Source organism: bacterium, from assembly GCA_035528375.1.
Taxonomy (GTDB): domain Bacteria; phylum RBG-13-66-14; class RBG-13-66-14; order RBG-13-66-14; family RBG-13-66-14; genus RBG-13-66-14.
In genome coordinates, this window is the sequence record DATKYS010000103.1 from 1 (window position 1) to 21,348 (window position 21,348).

Below are 21,348 nucleotides of genomic sequence, written 5' to 3' on the forward strand. Positions count from 1 at the left end.
CGGCTTACGGCCCTTCCAACCCTCCTTGGGCACACCCTTTGGGCGTGGCTTTAACTGGTTCTTGTACTGCTCCAGGTGCCGTTTTATCGCCGGGTAGCGTTTGATATCCACGCCGTGGCGGGTGAATATCAGCCAGCGGTCCTTGAACTCGTAGCGCCAGGGCTTCAGGTCCCGGCCCATGAGGAACGGCTTCAGAAGCTCGGCGCTCTTCGGGTCCTCGGCTATCAGGCGGTCCTTGGTGGGACCGTCCACGATGAAGGCCTCGTTGAAGCCGGTGAGCACCCCGCGGTAGATTTCCCCGACGACCTCCCTGAGCGGCCGCCCGGCGGCCACGATTTTGTCGAAAACCGCCTTGACCTCGGGCCGCAGGAAGCGGTAGCCGTCGTCGGCCAGGTCGGACTGGACCACCTCGAAGCTCCCCCGCTCGACCTTCTCCGAAAAATCGCCGTAGTCCAGGTCGGGGAGCTGGTAGTAGGCCAGGCGGCGCCCGCCGTCCGCCTTCCGGTTCTTGAAAACCGGCACCACGGGGTAGGTGGTCTGGTCCTCGAAGGGCTGGAGGTCGCCGAAGTCAACCCAGCGCCGGATGGTGACGTTGTTTCGCAGCCAACGGCGCAGCTTTTCGCCGAAGCCGGTGCGGGCGTAGGTGCCCGAGGAGATGAAGGTCAGGTAGCCGCCGGGCTTCAAAAGCTCGAACCCGCGCTTGTAGAAGGGGACGTAGATGTCGCAGACGCTCGTGTAAACGTCTTCGTAGTGCCTGGCGAGCTTTTCCTTGTACCCGCCCTCGAACTTCTCCTGGCGCACGTAGGGCGGGTTGGCGATGACGATGTCGAATCCCTCGCGTCCCTCGCGCCAGACCTCGCCGAAGAAGAGCCGGAAGGGGAAGAAGGGGAGCGGTTTTTCGGCGTCCCGAGCCTGGAGCACGATGCCCCGCAGACGGGCCTCGGCCTCGATTAAGGCCTGCCGTTCCTGTTCCAGCTTCTTCGTGCTGCGCTTGGCGACGGCCTGGTCGTGGACCTTCCATTTACGTTTAATTTCCATCAGCCCCTCGTCAACCGCGCCCTCGACGACGGCCAGCACGGCCTTCTGTATCTCCTCCTCCAGCTCCTTCCGCTCCGCGGCGGTGTGTGCGTTGAAGTAGCTTTCCTCCAGCTCGATCAGTTTCTCCTGGGCCTTCGCCACCTTGGGGGTCTGGATGCCCAACTCCCCGTCACCGCCGCCGGCGACGGGGTAAATGGGGATGCCCTCTATCTCCTCGATGAGCGAGTCCCCGACCATGAACTTGAAGTCGAGGTTGGGGAGAGGCTCGACCTCGTCGGGGCTGCGCTGTTCGACGACCAGGGAGAGCCAGAGGCGCAGGCGGGCGATTTCGATGGCCTCGGATTTGATGTCCACGCCGTAGAGGTTGTCGGCGATGATTTTCATCTTTCGCTCGGCGGCGACGTTCGAGTCGGGTCGGATGCGCTCGCCGCGTATGACCCCGGCGGCCCGGTAGACCTGCATCAGGTTGTGCATCATGCCCAGGGGGAAGGCCCCGGAACCCACGGCGGGGTCGAGGACCTTCACATTCTCCAACGCGTCCAGGACCCTCTTCGCCGCCGCCTGGTTCAGGCTGTATCCCAGGTCCTCGCCGTGCTCCTCCTTCCACTCGGCCTCTTGCAGCTTCTCGATGTCCAGGAGCTCCTCCAGAGATTCGCGCCCGATGCCGGTCTGGTCGGCCAGGTATCCCAGGAGGCTCTCGCGGCACATGAAGTCCACGATGGGCCGCGGGGTGTAGTAGACGCCTTCCTTCTTCCGCTCCTCTTCCTCCAGGAGGTTCTCCAAAACCTTGCCGAGCATCTCGGGGTCCACGGCGACCTCCTGGTCGAGCGGGGTGGACTCCTCGATGGTGAAGTTGTAGCGGTCGAAGATGTCCAGGAGGCCGTCGCCCTCGCCCTGGCGGAGGTGGTCGGTGGAGAAGAAGTCGTTGGGGAGGGGCAGCAGCTCGTCGGTGTCGAAGGCGTAGTCCGGGGTGAAGAGGCCGCCGTTGAGGTAGGGGATGGACTTGTAGGGGTCGGGCAGGCCCTCACGTTTATCGGGTGTGTTCAGGCACCTGAACCAGACGGTTTCCAGCACGTCGCGGTAAAAGTTCTTGCCCTTCTCGTCGGCCTTCCAGAATTCTTTGCGGAGGAAGTCGGTGTCGTCGCCCAGCCAGCCCTTGCGCTGGAGGAAGTAGAGGAACATGACGCGGCCCATGAGGCGCTGGGCGAACTCGTTGGGCCGGTGCTGAGTGGATGCGTCGCCGAACATGGCTCGGTTGGCCTTCGGCAACTGCCCGCTCAGACGGAGGTAGAGCCCGTGGTATTCCTCGTAAAATTCCTTGGTGACCGCGTTGACGTCGAAGGCCCTGTCGAAGCACTGCTCCTGGATTTTAAAGAGGTCGTCGCTTTCGGCGTACAAGAGGGCCAGGCGCTCGACGACGGTGCGCTTGGGCCTGCCGGCCTCGACGTATATGCGCCGGAATACACGGCGCCCCCGGGTTCTCTCCTTTTCGGCGACCAGCTTGACGCTGGTGAAGTCCCAGAAGCGGCGCTCCTCATCGGAGAAGACGACGAAGAGGAAGGGGAAGTCGCGTTCGAGTTGCTTGAAGATGGCGCGCTGGGGCGAGCGGGGGAGGAAATCCCGCCCGTGGATGGTCCTGGCGGGGATGGTTACGTGGGCGATGTTGAACTGACCGCGGCGGTTGATGATGCGCGCCTCGGCGACGTTCTCCCTGGCTAAGCCGTCACCCCAACCGCTGTGGTCCACCGGCTCGTCGAAGACTTCGTAGTTGAGCTTCGCGAAGAGATTCTGGATTGCGCCAAGCTCGGTCAGGTTGGTCAGGTATTCGGCAACCTGTTTCGGGGTGACCATCCATTCCTCCCCAGCGGGTCGGTGCAGACCCACGAGCCCGGATTGAAGCAAGCCCGACTCATCGAATACTAACACAGGAGGATGACACGGAGGGTCATCGTGCTTCCAAAGTTTGGGCGTGACCCCCTCTGTGTGGGAGAAGGCTCGTCTTACTGGAGAGGGTGAGGGCTGCATTAATAAAAACGGGCGGACCAGAAGGACCGCCCCTACATCATCGCAGACCGCCTGGCACGGGTCGGGGTTCTCGCCCCCCTACGCGAGCGCCGCCGCGGGGACCAGCCGCGCGTCCGGCCAAAGCTCCTCGAGCACGACGTTCGGCGGCGGAGCGGATACACCGGCGGGCGGATCCTCGTAAAATGCCAGCCACGGCCCGGCCAGCGGATCAGCGACGACCGCGTTCCCCCCCTCCGGCGGCTCGAAGCCGACCACGACGCGCGCCCCGATAGGCAGGCTCTCCCGGAGCTCCGCCTTCCGTTTCACCCACTCCCCCGGCCCCGACTCGGTGAACCCCAGTCCGGCGAGGATTTTCCCCCCCTCGTCGGCCCGCATACCGGCGACCCACGCGGCCAGCTCCGCCGAATCCCCGGACGCGAGTAATTCCACCCCGCCCAGGCCCGGCGTTCTCCACAGGGGGCCGTCCTTGGGGAGCGCGAACGCCAGCGCCTCCGTGTACGCGGAAAATTTTTTCACGAAGGAAATCCGCGGCCCGCGGCGGGGCTTGAGCGTCAGCTCGTACGCGAAGACCGGCAGGCTCGGCCGCCCGACGACCCCGGAGCGCGCCAGGTTGTACCCCGTCACCCCCTTGGCGGTGATGCACCCGACGAGGACCGGCGCGTCGGACTCCGGCATCGGCGTGCGCACGCCGTTGAGTTGGCCCAGTCTGCGACCGCCCGCGGGCTGCATCCGGTCCAGAAAGCCCGAGAGCGCCAGGTCGTAGAGCGTGGCCCGCGGGTCGGTGAGCGGGTCGCCGAAGAGCTCGAGCCCGCGCCGCTCGGCTTCCTGTTCAATATCGCCTATAGGTGCGCCGACACCCGCCGTCACCCGCAGGTCCTCGGCCGCGACGATGATTTCCCCGTTCAACCGGGAGAGGGAGACCGGCTCGCCCGCCCGTTCGATCCCGGCCAGGGGCCACGCGCGAAGGGCGCCCCCCACGAGCAGGGGGACGCCCCCGGTCAGCATCGTCGAAAAATCGGCGGCCGTCCGCGGCGCTTCCATCTACAGGGACAGCGCGAGCTGGTTGATCTCCTCGTTCGGGCCGAAGACGATGATGATGTCGTCCTGGCTCACCTGGGTCACCGCCTGGGGCGAGGCGTCCACGATGGGCGGGGTGCCGGGCTTGGCGTCGGGCGGCGGGTTCTTCAGCACCGCCACGATCCGCACCTTCGACGTGGAGAGCTCGCCCAGCGGCACGTCCTTATAGCCCCTTGGCAGGCGGACGTGCGCCAGGCCGACCCCCGGAGCCACGCGCGCGAACCGCGTGATGTTCGGCACCAGCACCGCCTGCACCAGGTTGGCGGCGATGTCGCGCTCCGGGTAGATGACCCGGTCAATGCCGATTTTGCGCAGCACGCGGCCGTGCTCCTCGCTGAGCGCCCGCGAGATGACCAGCTTGACGCCGATCTCCTTGCAGTTCAGCGATGCCAGGGTGTTCGACTCGAAGTCGTTGCCGATGGCGATGATGGCCACGTCGTCGCGGTCCACGCCCTGGGCCACGAGTGCGGCCTTGTCCGTGGCGTCCAGCGCGGCCGCCACCGCCACGAACTCCTTGATCAACTCCACGCGGGTGATGTCCTCGTCGTAGGCGCTGACGCCGTCGCGCTGCACGTCGGCGAGCATCCGCGCCACCGCCATCCCGAACTCACCCAATCCGATCACAGAGTAGGAACGCATGTGTTGCTCCAGTTTATAACTTAAACAACTCTGTTTGTACTTTACATGGTTTAGCTAAATTATATCGCTCCGCGATATAATTCGGTATTGGTAATTTCTCTAGTGAACGAGGTTCTACTTTGAGTGCCCCTCCTCCATACGATTTTCCGACAAGGGACAGATTATTAACAACTTCTGCGTCAGATAACATTTTGAATAAATTATTTATATATTCTTTTTCTATATAATGAGGGTAAACGCATAAAAAACCTGTCAGTGGCACTACCCCGGAATAATTACGGATAAAACGTGCATTGCGTCTACCAAGATATGCAAATAGAATGGGTGGTGGTATACGTTTTTCCATTTGATACCAGGGGTTTCTCATTGATATCAAGGGTTTATTAGGTAATCCAATTTCATATCCTCTTATTAGATAATCGCGGACTTGAAGAGGAAATGCATCTAATAATCGGTTATCAGGTGAGAAAAGCAATGTTGGCCTTCCTTTAGCATCAAGTATATCAAGTAATTCATTGGTTATTTCATTTCCGGGCACATCTCGTGTACGACTTACAGCTGGTACTAGAAGATCATCCGGTATCTGTAATTTTTCTACTTGTTTTTTTGTAAGAAAGAAAAAGTCATTAGCTCCGGTTGCAATTCCACGCATAACCGAAGCAAAATCTAAAAGTATGTGTTCACAGCGTTCATTATCAAGAGGTGGCCTTGATAGTCCTGTACTTAGGCCTTCATTTAGCTTTCTTTTATGAACTATCAGTTCAGCAGCATGGTTACTTTGAAAATCAGAACGTACCCATTCTTTAAATTTTGAGGTGTTTGGTTCGGTACATTTAACCCAATAGAAGAAATCCTTCCGCTCAGTATTCTTTATCAAAAAGATAATTGCATTGGTGTCCACACCCGGGAAAGGAGTTGCAGCCGGAGAGAAGGTTATCACAGCATCCAACCTATATTTTTGTGTTATCCAATTCCACAAATCTAACGCGAAAACACCCTCACACGTATCCGCAGGCATTATAAAAGCTAGTCTACCGCCTTTTTCAAGCAGCTGAAGTGCGCGGATTAAAAAGAAGATATGAAGTCCAGCTCGTCCATCAATTGCCTTTCCAATTGAATTATTACACATTCTTTTACATTCAACCTTTATTTCATTTGTTAAACGATGGTGACGAATATAAGGCGGATTAGCGACGATAGCTCTATAAGTAGCATGTGGTGGATTTATAACGAAATCCCTTATCATTACATTAGACACGTCATGCTCGGTTAAATCCTTCTCTAGCGCCTTACGAATAGCATTTGGATCTATTTCTGTCCCGATTAGATGTAAGCGATCTAGGGCCATTTCCTTAGCAACTGTCATAGCAGCACGAAAAAATACCCCTGAACCAACGGCTGGATCAAATATATGATCGGGTCTTTCGTAAAGGACATAACTTACCATTGCCTCTGCTACCCATTCAGGTGTCCAAAATTGCCCCTTCTCCCTGAGAGCTTCTCTCTCGGGTCCTGTTCTAGGTAGTGTTTGTTGGTATTTTAGCATTTTTAGTTGGATAACCTATCTAAGATGCTTAATGCTTCTGAACTTATCTTTAAGACACCGCCCTCAAACTTCACATATGGAAGAATGTGACCGTTTTTATCAACTATATGCGCTGGGATCAAACTAGGCTCTTCTAATGATTCTGCAAGTGGATAAGCATAATGATAATACACTTTGTAGATTTTCTTACGTGTTGTTGCTCCACCCGGTGCCTGGAATATTTGGGTAGTACCTTCAATTAAACCCTGATTAATTAAATCATTTACGTAATTAAAAGTTATTCCGTAGGCTCTATCGTAAAACGCGTGCCAAATATGTATTTGAAGACAATTTTTATCCTGCCAATCATTTAAAGGGCCTTTATCTTCTTCTTTGAGAATTACAGTCGGTAAAACCGTGTTTTTAGGTAAACCGAATTTTCCACCAAGCCTTTTCATAGGTCTTAGCTTTTCACCGTAACCAGGCATTAGAGAGACCTTCCATAAACTGTTCTCACATTCAACTGCAAGTAAAGCGTATGATAGTAACTTTCTCATTGGGTCTTTATCTTCGGGTGTAAAGGGTAACTCCTCAATTCCACCAACCTCCTTTATAATGCCCTTAACTACCGCTGCATTCGCTTTTCGGAATAACAGCACATCCGGGCGTTTGATCGCCCCGAGGCCCGCATCCTCAAGCCTTTCAAAGTACAGCTCGTGTTCTTTAGGATCATCCCCCGGTGCTGTTCCGCTGGGTCCATACGGAATAGCGAAATACCTATCAGTATCGTTTACAGCTTGTATAAGGCGTTTCTCACTCCATACTCCCTGTGACCACCGCATCAAGAAATCGCTACCGCGTAAACGGCGTGGATTTAAGATAAAATCATCCAAAGGTATCAATTTCTGATACCTGAATTCAAATTCGATATTTTCTAAAGAAAGACTCAGCTCTTTTTCATACAAGTTCACTAATGACTCCTGTTTTTCCTTACCCGATGCTGATCCTACCCTCGGGGTAGGAGTAGCGGGCTTCGCCGTGCTTCTTGCCGATGGCCAGGCCCAAGGACAGCGGTCCTACGCGGCCGGCGAACATCAACAGGATGATGATGATCCGCCCGGCGTAGGACAATTCGCCGGTGATGCCCGCGGAGAGCCCCACGGTGCCCCAGGCGGAGACCGTCTCGAAGAGTATGTCCAGCGGCGGCTGGTCCTCCAGGAGCAGCAGGATGAAAAAGCCCATGACGACGAAGGCGAGACCGCCCACCAGGACGGTCAGCGCCTGTTTGATCACCCCGGCGGGAATCTCGCGCTTGAACACCTCGACGCGCTTCTTGCCGCGCAGGTTGGCCCAGAAGTTCAGTACGATGACGGCGAAGGTGCTGGTCTTTATACCGCCGCCGGTGGAGCCCGGGCTGGCGCCGATGAACATCAGCACTATCATGATGAACAGGGTCCCGGCGCTCAGGGCGTCGGTGGGGATGGTGTTGAAGCCGGCGGTGCGCGTGGTGACGGACTGGAAGTAGCCGGCCATCACCTTCTCGCCCACGTCCATGCCCTGCATGGAGTTACTCCACTCCAGAGGGGTGATGGCGATCCAGCCGATGACGAGCAGTATGGCGGTGACGACGAGGACGAGCTTGGTCTGGAGGGTCAGGCGGCTGTGCGGCTGGCCTTTCTTGTGGCGGCGGCGGAAGCTGGTGAGGTTCATCAGCACGATGAAACCCAGGCCGCCCAGGATGATGAGCGAGGAGATGATGAGCGAGGTGCCGACGGAGCCGGCGTGGGCCTCCATGTTGTCGGCGTTCAAACTGAAGCCGGCGTTGCAGAAGGCGGAGACGGAGTGGAAGGCCGAGGAGAACAGCAGCTCGCTCTGGTCGGCGTACTTGGGCCCCCAGGTCTGGTACAGCAGGCCGAATCCGAGGAGCTCGATCAACAGGGTGGCCAGCAACATGTACACGAGGAGTCGTCGGACGGTGGACAGGGCGTCGGCCTCGTAGGCGCGGGAGAAGAGGGCGACCTCCTTGCGCGCCAGTCGGACTCCCAGGATGGTGGAGAAGAAGGCGGTGAAGCTCATCAGGCCCAGGCCGCCGATCTGTATGAGCCCCATTATCACGGACTGGCCGAAGCGGGTGAAGTAGCTCCCGGTGTCCACCACGATCAGGCCGGTGACGCAGGTGGCGCTGGTGGCGGTGAAGAGGGCGTCTATGGGGTGGATGTAGCCGGAGACGGTGGCGCGGGGGAGTGATAAAAGCAGGGTGCCCACGCCGATGACCGCCAGGAACGTCAAGAGGATGAATCGGACCGGCCGTTGGGCGAGGGCGGCCAGGGTGCGGTTGCCCCGGACGAAGCGGATGATGAGGTTGGCGGCGATGAAGAGCTGGCCCCCCAGCATGGCCTCGGAGGCCCCGGTGTCGTCGCCGCTCCAGACGCCGGATATCCCTCCCCCGGACTCCGGCGAGCTGACGAGGAGGTAAATGACGTAAACCGCCACCACGACGAGCTCGGCCAGGTGCTCCTTGATCCAGGTCAGCCTCTGGTGCGTGAACAGGAGCTGGGTCAGGGGCATGAGGCAGAAGATGAGGATGATGAGCGCCTGGGCGATGTGGACGATCTGGCGGAGGAAGTCGGAGGGGAAGAAGCCGTACTCGACGATGAAGCCGGCGATGGCGACGACGGCGCAGATGAGGAAGATGCGGCGCAGCAGCCGGTCCACCCTGGCCCGCAGGGCGGGCGTGAAGGTGAATTTCTGCTGAATCAGCTCCCGGACCGATTCGTTCTGTCGGGTCATGGGGATGTCGGGGTGGCGACTGTGACCCTCGGATTGTACCCCAGCCGCGCCCCCTCCGGCAAGGATAGGCGCCTGGGCCGAGCGGGGAAAACTAAAAAGGGCGGGGGTGACCCGCCCTTGCGCCTCCGGTAGCCCGGGGCTACCGGTAGAGCGCCTTGAGCTGGCCGAAGGTGATCTCGACGATCATCGAGTCCGGACCTTCCTCGTCTCCGACCATGCTGGTCGGCATCGGCTGCGTCAACTTGCGCAGCAAGACGTTGTCTATCACGTGGTCGTTGGTGAGGTCGCCGGTGGCGGCGCAGAATCCCAGCCCCCCGTAGCTCCTGTCGCCGCCCGGGGTGTTGAAGATGCGCTCGTAGATGAGGGTGTCGGAGTCCAGATTCAGGGTGAGCTTTCCCCGGAGGTTAACGAGCTCCACGTGGTGCCACATCCCGTCGCACACCCGGTCGTCCTCGACGGTCTTGAGGTGGTTGTCGGTGCTGTCCTCGATGAGGGCCGCGTGCCGCCTGTTGGGGTCGCCCTCACCGGGATGGGCGTCGAACTCGATGCCGTAACCCTGGATTGCGTCCCCGTCCGCGGTGGTGAAGCCGAGGCCGCCGCCGCACGAGGGGGTGCCGCCGGCGTAGGGCGCCTCATCCTTGTAAAACATGGCGCAGAAGCCTTCGGCACCCGTTCCATCTCCCACGAGGTAATCGAAGGTCAGGACCCACCCGTTGAACCGGTTCATGTCGAGGTCGGCGAAAAGGGCCGCCCCCAGGTTGCACTCCTGCCGGGTGAGGTAGAGGACCCCGTCCGCCGGGTCCCAGCATCCCTCGAGGGAGACCTCCCCGGCGTGGCGGTAGACGCTCCAGCCGCCGGAGCGTGTCGGGTCGTCGTTGAAGGGCTCGCAGAGCTCGGCGTACCCCTCGATGTCGCTCTCCGAGGCCGCGGCCGGGTTGCCGTAGTACATGTAGACGTTCGCGGCGGCGGGTATCTCCGGCACCCGGACCCAGACCTTGGCGTAGGACGACCGCTCGGACTCCTCGATCCAGTACGGGAGCTGGTCGCCGTCCAAATCGGTGAAGCGGAGGTCGTCGAAGTCCGGTTGCATGCTGCCTCGGTACGACACGGATACAGAGATGGGGAAGTAGGTGAGGACCTCGTTGTTGTAGTGGTTATCTATGTAGACCAGCGCCCGGTGGATCCAGGCGTCGTCCCACCACTCGTCCCCCTCGGACCGGGGGTTGACGCTCTCGAAGGCCGCTCCGGAGCCGGAGTTCAATGTCGTCGCGCCGGCCGAAACGCAGATGAAGAGCAGAAAGTAGCCGATTGCCCGCGTAAACATGACTGTACCTCGCAGATTAGGGGCTCCCAAGGGGAGGGTCGGGGATGCCGGTGTTTCATCGGAGTCGGGTAATCGTCGCGCAGATGTCACCCTAATCCACTCGTCTAGTGGGAAAAAGCAAGGACCGTGCCCGCGGGATGCGCGGCGCGAACGCGGGCGTGGCGGGAATCCGTTAATCGTGGGTTGGTCGGAGGGGGAGGGCGGGGTTCAGTTTGCCGCAGCAGATTGCGGTGATGGAGCGGCGGGTCTTCTACGCCCCGCTACGGCGGCCCGCAGAGGATTCGTCCTACCGGTCGCCCCTACGGGTGAAATTCGCCGTGTGGACGTAGGGGCGGGTCTTTAGACCCGCCCGCGGGCCGATCTGAAGGTCGGCCCCTACGTGGACGACGCGCGATTCACGTCAACTCGTAGGGTATCCCTTACTCTTCGGTGAGCGTGATGTCAATGCCTGTTACATCTCCCCCATCAATGGGGTAGTAGAACAAATCGGACCAGCCCGAATACATCGTACCCTCGATATCGATCCACGCTTTGGCTATCCCTTGGTGACGTCTAGCAGCATTGACGTAAGTTATCGAGTAAGTTCCATTTAGTGCTGTTAAGACAGCCGAATCGCATGCAGGATATAGTATCGAGGTGTAGAAGTAGTATATAAACACAGAAGCAGACCCCTGTGGAGAACCATCTCCTCTGAAGACGGTACCACTTACTTTATTACTCCTGTCCGACAGGGGGTTCTCTTCCTGGCTTGATATACCGTCCGTGCAGGCGGCCAGAATAAGGGTCAGGCAAATTACGCCGGCCAGGCCCACAGCGGCTAGCAACCTCTTCATCTTTCCTCCTCAAGTAGTCGTTGAAGGAACTCCGATAGTCATAATACAGCCAACATTCGTATCTGTCTACAGACTAAATTAGGCATTTACAAAAAAAACAGGCAACCGATGCCTGTGTTAAAAAGCCAGTAGTTTTAATAAGTTACGCCTCCAGCATCCGCTCGATGGCCCGGCGCGCGGGCGCGGCCACCTCCTCGGGAACGGCCACGGGGTAACGGTCCTCGCTGAGCGCCGTGTAAACGCTCTCCAGCGTGGTCACCTTCATGTTCCAGCAGACCATCTTCTCCGCCGCGGCGGGGTGGAAACGCCGGTCGGGGTAAGCCCGACGGAGCGGGTCCAGGAGGCCCACCTCGGTGCCGACGATGAACTCGCGGTCGTCCACATCGGCCGGGTAGCGAAGCATCCCCCCCGTGGAGGCGACTCGGTCGGCCGCCCGGCAGACTTCGAGGCGGCACTCGGGGTGGACCATGACCTTCGCCCGCGGATGGGTTTCCTTTGCCCGCCGGAGGTCCTCCAGGGTCAGGCGGTGGTGGGTGGGGCAGAAGCCGGGCCAGAGGCGGATGTCCGTCTCGGCGGGGTAAAGGCCGATGTCGGTGCGGCCGACCTGGAGCGCGGCCCACTCGCCCAGGTGCCGGTCGGGGCAGAAGAGGACCGGTCGGCCCGCCGGCGCATTACGTAATATTTCCACCGCGTTGGCGCTGGTGCAACAAACGTCCGAGACCGCCTTCACCTCGGCGGTGGAATTCACGTAGGTGACGACGTAGAGCTCCGGGGCCTTTTCCCTCGCCTCCCGCACGTCGTCGGCGGTAATCATGTCGGCCATGGGGCAACCGGCGCGGAGCTCGGGCAGGAGCACACGCTTTTCGGGGCAGAGGATGGCCGCCGTTTCGGCCATGAACAGGACGCCGCAGAGGACGATGACCTTCGCGTCGGTCCCTGCGGCGTGGCGCGCCAGGCCGAGGGAATCGCCGGTGAGGTCAGCCGCCGCCTGAACCTCGGGGAGCTGGTAGTTGTGGGCCAGGACGACCGCGTCGCGCTCCCGGCGCAGGCGGGCTATACCGTCCAGCATGAAGTCGGTTTCCAGCGGCTTGCCCATGAGATTCGCCGTCACCTCGGCTTTTTGTTGGCCAGGGCGTCCTGGTCGGTGTAGGGCTCGTACGACTGCCCGGACACGAGAAGGCCGAGGTAGTCCTCGATGGGCAGGGGATCGGGCCAGCCTTCCAGGGAGTCCGTCGCCCCGGAGGAGCCGTAGTCGGTCAGCTCGACGACCACGTCGGTAGCGCCGCTCGAGTCGGGGATGGAGAACCGGGCGACGCCGAAGAGCGGCACCTCGTCGGCGTACCAGGCGTCGCCGGAATCGGAGGAGATTTTTCTGCAGGAGAATACGCCCGCCGGAACCTCGACCTCCACGCCGTCCTGTGTCTCGTACTCGAGGGATTCACCGGCCCCGAACATCTCGCCCAGCTCCCCGAGGGCCGACAGGAACTCGCCGAGCATCTCCGGGGTCAGCGAGAGAACAATGCGGTCCACCATCTCGGACGAGTCCATTCCGAGGAGTATCTCTCCGCCGAAGTTGCCGTAGTAGGCCAGCAGGGATTCGAGGTTTTCGAAGGGCGCCTCCTGGGCCCCCGGCTCCCGGATGTGCCGCGCGATGTCCTCCTGGAGGAACTCCGCCCCTCCCTCCTTCAGGGCCATCTGGAGCACCATCCACCCCATCCCGGGCATCAGGAGATCCACCTGGAGCCACGGCGCCTCGGCGTGCCCGGCCGGCTCCACCAGGGAGACGGTCACGGCCGCCTCGCCGTCCACGTCGGCGTAGGTCACCCATTGGCCCGCCTCCCAGGGTGTCAGCTCGAAGGCCGGCGTCCCGGCGGCGAGAATTCCAAGAAAAAGGGCGATTCGTCGCATCTTTCGACCATCCGTGGGTTGGGCGGGGGCGCGCCGCGGCACGTGAGTATTATAGCCGGTCCGGGGAGGATGCGAAAGGGGTGCTCCTTGACACCCGGTGAACCGGGCTCTATATTTGACCGGGGTTGAGGAAACCCGGCGTCGTGCGGGGCGTGACGGCAGATTGCCAAGGAGGCGGGGATGGGCAGTTCCGAGTACGAGACTTACCGCCGCGAGCTCGAGCGTGAGGGGCGTATCGCGCTGTGGACCCTGTTGTCGGTGGGGCTGGCGGGCGTCACCTTCGCCGTGGTTCACGGGGCGCGCACCGGCTTCACACAAGGCGAAATTTGGTTCACGCTCATCTTCGGCCTCTTCGTGCTGGTTGACGCCTTCTTCCTCACCCCCATCTACCGCTACCTGGCGGCCGCCTGGGTGAGACGCCGGCAGCGTCTGCGCGGAGACCCCGTGGATGAGGAGCCCGACGCGACGGTCGTGCGGTGGGTGGACACCAAGGACGTCGAGGATTTGCTCAAAGAGGAGCCCGAGAACCGGGGAAAGGGTTAGGGAACGGACCGCTCGGCGCAAGCGGGACCGCCGCCCCACGTCTCGCGCGAACGGTTCCGTGAAGCGGAGGTGCCGCCGGGCCGGCTGACGCCCCGGCGCTCGTATGTTAAAATACGCCTCCCCGCATCCCCGACGCGGGTCGAAGTCGGAGACATTCCGATTTGAGCCTGTTTTTCCCCCTTCAGGTGAAGGGGCGACTACCGCCCGGGTGGTTTTTTGAACATGAGCGACCGTCTGATTCCCCGCCGAGCCCTGGCCAGTGTGTCCGACAAGACCGGGCTGGTGGACTTCCTCCACCGCCTCAAGGGCGTCGAGCTGCTCTCCACCGGCGGCACGGCCGGCGTTCTGCGCGAGGCCGGCCTCTCGGTCATCGAGGTGGCGGATTACACGGGCTCCCCGGAGATTCTGGGCGGAAGGGTCAAGACGCTGCACCCGCGCATCCACGGCGGCATCCTCTCCCGACGGACGGAGGATGACCAGCGGGACCTGGAGAGAATCGGCTCCGTGGAGATAGACCTGGTGGTTGTGAACCTCTACCCCTTCGCCGAGACGGTGGCCCGCGGGGCCGCCCCCGAGGAGGCCGTAGAACAGATAGACATCGGCGGGGTGGCCCTGTTGCGCGCGGCGGCCAAGAACTTCAACCACGTCGTCACCCTGTGCGACCCGGCCGATTACCCGGTCGTCCTGGAGGAGATAAACGCGGGCGGAGTGACCCTCGAACGCAGGCGCGACCTGGCGGCCAAGGTCTTCGCCCACACCGCGACCTACGACGCGGCCATAACCGGCTACCTGACCCGCGGGGAGGGGCTCCCCGAGCTCTACATCGCGGCATACCGCAAGGGGCGCGAGCTGCGCTACGGCGAGAACCCGCACCAGCCCGCGGCGATTTACGTGCCCCTCGCGGGCGGCGGGGGGCTTGCATCGGCCGAGCCGCTCTCGGGAAAGGCCCTGAGCTTCAACAACTACTGGGACATCGCCTCGGCGTGGAACGCCGTGTGCGACTTCTCCTCACCCGCGGCGACCGTCGTCAAGCACACCAACCCCTGCGGCCTGGCCGAGGCCTCCACCCTGGAGCGGGCCTACGAGCTGGCCCTCGAGGGCGACCCCCTGTCGGCCTTCGGCTCCGTCGTCGCCCTCAACCGCACCGTGGACCAGAAAACCGCGGAGCTCATCCACGACACCCGCTTCATCGAGTGCGCCGTGGCATCGGACTACGCTCCCGGCGTTCTCGAACTGTTGACGAAGAAATCCCAGCGCCGCTTCATCGCCCTGGGGACGCCCGAGCCGCCCACCGGGCTCGAGGGGCGCTTCATCCCCGGCGGACTGCTCCTCCAAGGGGTGGACGACGAGTGGTCCAGCGAGGAGCGCGTGGTGACGAAGCGGGCCCCGACCGAGGAGGAGTGGACGGCGCTGCGGTTCGCCTGGCGCGCGGTCAAACACGTCAAGAGCAACGCCGTCGTCCTGGCCTGCCGGGAAAAAGACGGCGCGTGCTGGCTGGTCGGTGTGGGCGCCGGGCAGATGAGCCGCGTGGATTCGGCCATCATCGCGGTGCGCAAGGCCGAGAGGCGGACCCGGGGCTCCGTGGCCGCTTCGGACGCCTTCTTCCCCATGCCCGACGGCGTGGAGGCCCTGACGTCGGCGGGCGTTACCGCCATCATCCAACCCGGCGGCTCCAAGGGCGACGAGGCGGCCATCGAAGTTGCGGACAGGGCCGGCGCGGCGATGGTCTTCACCGGCACGCGCCATTTCAGGCATTAAAAAAACAACGTAGGGGCGGGTCTCCTGACCCGCCCGCGAGGCGACCGGTAGGACGAGTCCTCCACGGTCGCACCTACGAGGCGACACATGCGCGTCTTCATCGTCGGCGGCGGCGGACGTGAGCACGCCCTGGCCTGGGGGGTATCCCGTTCCCCCAGGCTCGAAAAGCTCTACGCCTACCCCGGAAATGCGGGCATCGCCGGCATCGCCGAGATTCCGCCCCTCCCCGGCGATGAAATCGGCACCCTGGTTGACTTCGCCCGCGGGGCGGCCATAGACCTCACCATCGTCGGGCCCGAGGCCCCCCTCGACGGCGGCATCGTGGACGAGTTCGGGCGTGCCGGGCTCACCATCTTCGGTCCCACCCTGGCGGCCGCGCGCATCGAGTCCTCCAAGGCCTTCGCCAAGGAGCTCATGGCGTCCGTCGGGGTGCCCACGGCGCCCTTCGGCGTCTTCGACGATTTCAACGCCGCCTGGAAATACGGCACCACGCACCGACTGCCCCTGGTGGTGAAGGCCGACGGGCTGGCCGGGGGTAAGGGCGCGCTCATCTGCGAGACGCCCGCCAAGCTCGAAAAGGCCCTGGACGCCATGCTACACACCGGAGCCTTCGGACAGGCCGGGAAGACCGTCGTCATCGAGGAGTTCCTGCACGGCGAGGAGGTATCGCTCTTCGTGCTGGCCGACGGGGGCGGGGGGACCTGCGTGCTCGCCAGCGCACAGGATTACAAGCGCATCGGTGAGGGCGACACCGGCCCGAACACGGGGGGGATGGGGGCCTATTCGCCGGTGTCCATCGTGACCGACGAGCTGGTGGAGCATGTCATGCGGACGGTGGTGGAGCCGACGCTGGAGGGTATGACGGCGGTGGGGCACACCTTCGCCGGGATGCTCTACGCCGGGTTGATGCTGACGGAGAACGGGCCGCGCATCATCGAGTACAACTGCCGCTTCGGCGACCCGGAAACCCAGGCCATCGTCCCCCGGGTGGCCGACGACCTCTTGATGCTCATCTACGCAGCCGCCACGGGGCACCTGCCCGTGAAGCAGGTGAACCTGACCAAGAAGAAGGCGGCCTGCGTCGTCCTGGCCAGCGAGGGTTACCCGGGGCACATCCAGACCGGGCACGAGATTGCGGGCATCGGCCGGGACGATTACGCCAGCGTCGTCTTCCACTCCGGGACGCGGGTGAGCAAGGGGAAGACCGTCACCAACGGGGGGCGCGTGCTCGGGGTGACCGGCATGGGAGCCACCATCCGGGCCGCGGTGCACAACGCCTACAAGCGGGCGGAGAAGATCCGGTTCAAGGGGAAGACCCTGCGGAAGGACATCGCCTGGCACGAGCTGGAGCGGTTGACGAACTCGTCGGGCTAGGGGAGAACCCTCGGAGGTGCGTTGAGCGGAAAAAACGAGAAAAGGGTGGCCGTGCTCCTGGGCTCGGCCTCGGACAAACCGGTGATGGACGCCGCCTTCGAGATTCTCACCGAATTCGGCGTCGGATTCACCGGACGCGTGCTCTCGGCCCACCGCACGCCCGCAGAGGTCATCCGATTCGTTCGGGAGGCGGAGGCCGGGGGCGTCGAGGTCTTCATCTGCGGGGCGGGGATGGCGGCCCATCTGGCGGGAACGGTGGCCGCTCACACGACGAAACCGGTCCTGGCCGTCCCCCTGGAGTCCGGCGGCCTGGGGGGACTGGACGCGCTTCTGGCCAGCGTCCAGATGCCGGGGGGGATTCCGGTGGCCGTCTTCGCCCTGGGGCGGGCCGGGGCGGAGAACGCCGCCCTCTTCGCCATCGGGTGCCTGGCCCTGTCGGATAAAGAACTGGCGTCCAGGCTCGCCGAACACCGCGAAGCCCAGCGGGAGAAGGTCCGGCGGGACGACGGGGAACTACAACGAGAGCTGGGCGATGGAAAATAAACTCATGCCCCTCGAACCGGAAGAAAAGCGGTTGAGCTCCGATGAGCTCACCCCCCGGCGCATCGTGACCGAGCTGGACCGCTATATCGTGGGTCAGGACGACGCCAAGCGCTCGGTGGCGGTGTCCCTGCGGAACCGCTGGCGGCGGCTCCAGCTCCCGCCCGAGATCGCCTTCGAGATAACGCCCAAAAACATCATCCTCATCGGCCCCACCGGGGTGGGCAAGACGGAGATAGCCCGCCGGCTGGCCCGCCTGGTCGGCGCCCCCTTCGTCAAGGTGGAGGCCTCCAAGTTCACCGAGGTCGGCTACGTGGGCCGGGACGTGGAGTCCATCATCCGCGACCTGACCGATATAGCGATGAACATGGTCCGCGAGGAGGAGCGCGCCCGCGTCGCAGAGCTGGCCGAAAAACGGGCCGAGGAGAAGCTTCTCGAGCTGCTCCTGCCCCGACCGCCCGTGCTGCCCGGTCCGGGAGCGTCCGAGGAAGAGCGCAAGGAATACGAGGAGGCCCTGGCCCACCACGAGCGCAGCGTGGAAAAGTTACGTGGGCTTCTGGCGGCCGGGGAGCTTGAGGACCGCGAGGTGGACGTCCAAGTGTCGAGTTCGGACAACCCGGTGCTGAGCGCCTTCTCCGGCGCGGGCCTGGAGGGCATGGGGCTCGACCTGGGCGACATGCTCTCGGGCCTCTTTCCCAAGAAGAAAAAGCGCGTCCGGTTGAAGGTCTCCGAGGCCCGCCGCGCCCTGGTGAACGAGGAAGCCGAACGCCTCATGGACCAGGAGAAGGTCACCCGAGAGGCCCTGGCCCGTACCGAGACCACCGGCATAGTCTTCCTGGACGAGCTGGACAAAATCGTCGCGGGCGGGACGATTCACGGCCCCGACGTGTCCCGGGAGGGCGTCCAGCGCGACCTCCTTCCCCTCGTGGAAGGCACGACGGTCAAAACCAAGTACGGCCTGGTCTCCACGGACCACATTCTTTTCATCGCGGCCGGGGCCTTCCACCAGAAAAAGCCGTCGGACCTCATGCCCGAGCTCCAGGGCCGCTTCCCCATCCGGGTAAAGCTGCACTCCCTGACGAAGGAGGACTTCACCCGCATCCTCACCGAGCCGAAGAACGCGCTGGTGAAGCAGTACCAGTCGCTTCTCGGCACGGAACGCCTCCGGCTGGAGTTCGCTCCCGGCGCCGTCGAGCGCTTGGCCGAGCTCGCCGAGTACATCAACACCCACACCCAGGACATCGGCGCCCGAAGGCTCCACACCGTCCTCGAGGCCCTGCTCGAGGAAGCCTCCTTCGAGGCCGCCGACTTGGATCGGGAGCAGAAGCTCATCGTCACGCGGGAGTACATTGACGAGAAGCTGGAGAGCCTCGCCAAGGACGAGGACCTCTCCCGGTACATCCTCTAGCTCCGGCCCTAGGCTCGCCTACGGGGCGGGGTGGGCGTTTCCACCAGTTTTCTCCGGGATCCGTGGTTTTTCACCGATCCCCCTAGCGAGGTTTTCGATGAACCATTACAGTCTCAACCGCTACGGGCTGCTCGCCATGATCGTTCCGGGCGCCCTGGCCGTGCTGGCGACATGGAGGGTGGAGATCAACCTCTTCTCCCTGTTCGGGGTGCGCGGATTCAGCCTTACCGGCGCGCTGGTGTTCCTCGTCCTGGCACTGACCGCGGGGCTTCTGTTGTCCACCGTCTTCGGCTGGTTCGGCCGGCTGGTCCAGCGGTCCTTCTTCGGACGGATACCGGGCAGCTTTTTCCTGGAACGCGCGAGCCGCGAGGCGGGGCTGTTGAGGGTGAAACTGGCTCATGGCGCCGGGCATTCCCTCGACCGCAACTTTCCCCAGAGTTTCGCCAACGCCTTCCGCACCTACTTCAAGTACGAAACCGCCAACGACGAGCTGCGCGACAGGCTGTGCCTGTCGGCCCTGGCCGAGCACTCCGCCGAGGTCCACCGCCGTCTGGAACGGCTGGAGGCGGGTGGGCAGATGCGGATGAACCTCGCCGGCCTGTTCCTCCTCTACGCGCTAGGCCGGCTGGCGTGGATTCTCTCGTCGGGGTTGGCCTTCACCCCACTGCGCATCGTGGAATTGGCGCTATCCCTCCTGTTGTTCCTCGGCTTCGTCTGGAGCTACCTGAGCCTGGTCGGCGTCTACTACCACGAGCTCTACCTGGCCTTCTTCGCCCTGACCGTGGATGAAAACGTTGACCGGCCGCACGTCCGGCTCCAGACCCGCGCGGACGACCGTCCCCGGCAGAGGCACCGCCGGAGAAAGCCGGACTCGGGCGGTGGCGACCGTTCCTCGGGAGGTGGTAATCGTTCCTCGGGCGGGGGCGACCGTTCCTCGGGAGGTGGTAATCGTTCCTCGGGCGGCAGGGATCGTTCCTCCGGCGGGGGTGATCGTTCCTCCGACGGTAGAGACCGACCCCCGGGTGGGGGTCAACCACCCCGCGAGGGTTGATAAACGAAGAGGGGCCCGGCGCCCCTCTTCTTTTTTAAACGGATACGGCGGCCCGCGGGCGGGTCTGGAGACCCGCCCCTACGTCATCGCAACTTTGGGTGAGGATCGGCGTGGTCTCCCTCTCCCTGTGGGAGAGGCCCGCCTCCGGGCTGGGGTGAGGATTGAGATTGGTGTAGCAGATAGCGCGGCGGCCCGCAGAGGGGCCGCCCTACGTCATCGCAACGAGATGCGGGTCGGGGTGAGGGGTAAAAAACGGGCGGGTGTGGACACCCGCCCCTACGTCATTTATCGCAACATTGTCGGCCTACCGCGACGGCGTTACGAGCTGCCCCACCTCCATCCGCTCCAACCTCCCACCGGGCGGCCGCCAGAGTAGCTCCACCTTCAGCCTAAAGAAACCGGTCGGGAGGTCGAAGTCCCCGGGGACGAGCCCCGACTCGGCCAGGACTTCCGCCAGCCGCTCCCCCTCGAGGTCGGGCTCGAGCTCCGCCGAGAGCACCCACCAGCGCCGGGTGTAGAGCCCTTCGGGCGAGTCGGAGTAGGGCGCCAGCCGCGCCCCGCGGGCGAGCTCCGTCGGATCCAGCGCCGCCAGGGAATCCAGCCGCTCCTTGGCGTAGAGCGCCGCCCGACCGGCCATCCCCCCCGCGGCCACCCCCTCCTCGGCCCCGGGGATGGCCAAAAGAATCCCCGTCACGCCGATCAACAGGATGGCGCTGGCGATGAGCATCTCGATGAGGGAAAAACCGGTCTGACTGGTGGTCGAATCAGGCATCGCCCTTTGTGCACAGATGGAATCCCACGGTATCTTTGACTCCGTAAAGCGCCGCCTCCGCCGGGGAAAGGGTGGCGGCGTAATCAATGAAGCGCACCGTGAAGCCGGATTCCTCCAGCCTTTCCTCAAAATCATTTCCGTAGACGCGGACGTGATCCCATTGGCCGAAGTGTTTCTTCCGCTCCGCGGGGGAGACGATGGAGAAGTCCTCGTAGGTCGGCCCCCGCTGCGGATAGTGGGGCACCTGGATCAGCGCCCAGCCGTCCGATTTCAGCACCCGCCGCATCTCCCGCATGGCCTGACGATCATCGGGGATGTGCTCCAGGACGTGGAAGCAGAACAGTACGTCAAAGCTCTCCGTCGGGTCCGGAAGGGCGGTGAGGTCGCCGTTGCGGTCCACGTACTTGCGGTGTAGGTCGAGACTGGTGTAATCGAGGTTGCGCTGCCGGTGAAAGAGGCGGTGGAGCGTCAGGTCGGGGGCGATGTGAAGCACCTTGAGAGGCTCACGGAACAGATCCGTCTCCCGGCGCAGGTAGATGAGTTCCAGACGCTGCCTCCGCGACGAGACGCAGCCGGGGCAGAGACGTTTCAAGCCGTGGGTGATGAAACGGCGAAAACGTCTCCCGCAGACCGGACATTCCACCCCGCCGCCGCGGTAAAAAAGCCCGCGGAATTTGAAGTAGAGCTGACGCAGATAGGATCTGAGGGAACTCGGAATCAGCCGTCCGAGAAGTTGCTTCACC

Annotated in this window: 18 protein-coding genes; 6 read left to right on the top strand and 12 right to left on the bottom strand. The window is 62.6% G+C overall.

The genetic code is table 11. The features are described from left to right. The 10 genes from VM054_08105 to VM054_08150 form a co-directional block, all read right to left on the bottom strand. A partial coding sequence (locus tag VM054_08105; GenBank protein HUT99023.1) for an Eco57I restriction-modification methylase domain-containing protein occupies positions 1-2,889 on the bottom strand: 2,889 nt, incomplete at its 3' end. 252 nt (positions 2,890-3,141) lie between these two features. After that, positions 3,142-4,104 (bottom strand): hypothetical protein, encoded by a 963-nt coding sequence (locus VM054_08110; protein ID HUT99024.1) that lies wholly within the window; start codon positions 4,102-4,104, stop codon positions 3,142-3,144. Then, entirely contained in the window at positions 4,105-4,779 is a 675-nt protein-coding gene (locus tag VM054_08115; GenBank protein HUT99025.1) for a TrkA family potassium uptake protein, read from the bottom strand. Between the two features lie 13 nt (positions 4,780-4,792). After that, the gene (locus VM054_08120) at positions 4,793-6,325 is read right to left on the bottom strand and encodes an N-6 DNA methylase (protein HUT99026.1); all 1,533 of its coding nucleotides are present in this window, start codon (positions 6,323-6,325) and stop codon (positions 4,793-4,795) included. Between the two features lie 2 nt (positions 6,326-6,327). Beyond that, complete coding sequence (locus tag VM054_08125) at positions 6,328-7,275, bottom strand: AccI family restriction endonuclease (protein ID HUT99027.1); 948 nt, start codon at positions 7,273-7,275, stop codon at positions 6,328-6,330. A gap of 19 nt (positions 7,276-7,294) precedes the next feature. Next, positions 7,295-9,094, bottom strand: a complete 1,800-nt coding sequence (locus VM054_08130) for a TrkH family potassium uptake protein (protein ID HUT99028.1) — start codon at positions 9,092-9,094, stop codon at positions 7,295-7,297. A 139-nt stretch (positions 9,095-9,233) separates the two neighbouring features. After that, positions 9,234-10,418, bottom strand: coding sequence for a DUF2341 domain-containing protein (locus VM054_08135; GenBank protein HUT99029.1), 1,185 nt, complete (start codon positions 10,416-10,418; stop codon positions 9,234-9,236). A 419-nt stretch (positions 10,419-10,837) separates the two neighbouring features. After that, positions 10,838-11,251, bottom strand: coding sequence for a hypothetical protein (locus tag VM054_08140; GenBank protein HUT99030.1), 414 nt, complete (start codon positions 11,249-11,251; stop codon positions 10,838-10,840). Between the two features lie 142 nt (positions 11,252-11,393). Then, positions 11,394-12,362 carry a quinolinate synthase NadA gene (nadA, locus tag VM054_08145; GenBank protein ID HUT99031.1) on the bottom strand — a complete coding sequence of 323 codons (969 nt, stop codon included), beginning with the start codon at positions 12,360-12,362 and terminating at the stop codon, positions 11,394-11,396. Next, positions 12,359-13,159, bottom strand: coding sequence for a hypothetical protein (locus tag VM054_08150; GenBank protein HUT99032.1), 801 nt, complete (start codon positions 13,157-13,159; stop codon positions 12,359-12,361). The genes nadA and VM054_08150 overlap by 4 nt, the downstream gene beginning before the upstream one ends. Before the next feature lie 180 nt (positions 13,160-13,339). Here VM054_08150 and VM054_08155 point away from each other — a divergent pair, with 180 nt between their 5' ends. The 6 genes from VM054_08155 to VM054_08180 all read left to right on the top strand — a co-directional run bounded on the left by VM054_08155 (position 13,340) and on the right by VM054_08180 (position 19,833). After that, entirely contained in the window at positions 13,340-13,702 is a 363-nt protein-coding gene (locus VM054_08155) for a hypothetical protein (protein ID HUT99033.1), read from the top strand. Between the two features lie 237 nt (positions 13,703-13,939). Beyond that, on the top strand, positions 13,940-15,460 hold the full coding sequence (gene purH, locus VM054_08160; protein ID HUT99034.1) for a bifunctional phosphoribosylaminoimidazolecarboxamide formyltransferase/IMP cyclohydrolase: 1,521 nt from the start codon (positions 13,940-13,942) through the stop codon (positions 15,458-15,460). 87 nt (positions 15,461-15,547) lie between these two features. Next, entirely contained in the window at positions 15,548-16,834 is a 1,287-nt protein-coding gene (purD, locus tag VM054_08165) for a phosphoribosylamine--glycine ligase (protein ID HUT99035.1), read from the top strand. A gap of 21 nt (positions 16,835-16,855) precedes the next feature. Continuing rightward, entirely contained in the window at positions 16,856-17,377 is a 522-nt protein-coding gene (gene purE / locus VM054_08170) for a 5-(carboxyamino)imidazole ribonucleotide mutase (protein ID HUT99036.1), read from the top strand. Further along, a complete protein-coding gene (hslU, locus tag VM054_08175; protein ID HUT99037.1) occupies positions 17,367-18,782 on the top strand; it encodes an ATP-dependent protease ATPase subunit HslU in 1,416 nt (471 codons plus the stop codon). The genes purE and hslU overlap by 11 nt, the downstream gene beginning before the upstream one ends. Positions 18,783-18,879: 97 nt before the next feature. Continuing rightward, positions 18,880-19,833 (top strand): hypothetical protein, encoded by a 954-nt coding sequence (locus tag VM054_08180; protein ID HUT99038.1) that lies wholly within the window; start codon positions 18,880-18,882, stop codon positions 19,831-19,833. 304 nt (positions 19,834-20,137) lie between these two features. On the opposite strand, the gene VM054_08185 is transcribed toward VM054_08180, so the two are convergent. Together VM054_08185 and VM054_08190 are read right to left on the bottom strand one after the other, a co-directional pair. Beyond that, complete coding sequence (locus VM054_08185; protein HUT99039.1) at positions 20,138-20,605, bottom strand: prepilin-type N-terminal cleavage/methylation domain-containing protein; 468 nt, start codon at positions 20,603-20,605, stop codon at positions 20,138-20,140. Beyond that, on the bottom strand, positions 20,598-21,347 hold the full coding sequence (locus VM054_08190) for a methyltransferase domain-containing protein (protein HUT99040.1): 750 nt from the start codon (positions 21,345-21,347) through the stop codon (positions 20,598-20,600). Before VM054_08190 ends, VM054_08185 begins: the two co-directional genes overlap by 8 nt. Between the last annotated feature and the right edge of the window lies 1 nt (position 21,348).

What these genes read in the sequence shown, in the direction of transcription:
- VM054_08110 (HUT99024.1), bottom strand. Translation starts at nt 4,104, where the DNA reads ATGGAAGCGCCGCGGACGGCCGCCGATTTTTCGACGATGCTGACCGGG.
- VM054_08115 (HUT99025.1), bottom strand. Translation starts at nt 4,779, where the DNA reads ATGCGTTCCTACTCTGTGATCGGATTGGGTGAGTTCGGGATGGCGGTG.
- VM054_08120 (HUT99026.1), bottom strand. Translation starts at nt 6,325, where the DNA reads ATGCTAAAATACCAACAAACACTACCTAGAACAGGACCCGAGAGAGAA.
- VM054_08130 (HUT99028.1), bottom strand. Translation starts at nt 9,094, where the DNA reads ATGACCCGACAGAACGAATCGGTCCGGGAGCTGATTCAGCAGAAATTC.
- VM054_08135 (HUT99029.1), bottom strand. Translation starts at nt 10,418, where the DNA reads ATGTTTACGCGGGCAATCGGCTACTTTCTGCTCTTCATCTGCGTTTCG.
- VM054_08140 (HUT99030.1), bottom strand. Translation starts at nt 11,251, where the DNA reads ATGAAGAGGTTGCTAGCCGCTGTGGGCCTGGCCGGCGTAATTTGCCTG.
- VM054_08150 (HUT99032.1), bottom strand. Translation starts at nt 13,159, where the DNA reads ATGCGACGAATCGCCCTTTTTCTTGGAATTCTCGCCGCCGGGACGCCG.
- VM054_08155 (HUT99033.1), top strand. Translation starts at nt 13,340, where the DNA reads ATGGGCAGTTCCGAGTACGAGACTTACCGCCGCGAGCTCGAGCGTGAG.
- purD (HUT99035.1), top strand. Translation starts at nt 15,548, where the DNA reads ATGCGCGTCTTCATCGTCGGCGGCGGCGGACGTGAGCACGCCCTGGCC.
- hslU (HUT99037.1), top strand. Translation starts at nt 17,367, where the DNA reads ATGGAAAATAAACTCATGCCCCTCGAACCGGAAGAAAAGCGGTTGAGC.
- VM054_08180 (HUT99038.1), top strand. Translation starts at nt 18,880, where the DNA reads ATGAACCATTACAGTCTCAACCGCTACGGGCTGCTCGCCATGATCGTT.
- VM054_08185 (HUT99039.1), bottom strand. Translation starts at nt 20,605, where the DNA reads ATGCCTGATTCGACCACCAGTCAGACCGGTTTTTCCCTCATCGAGATG.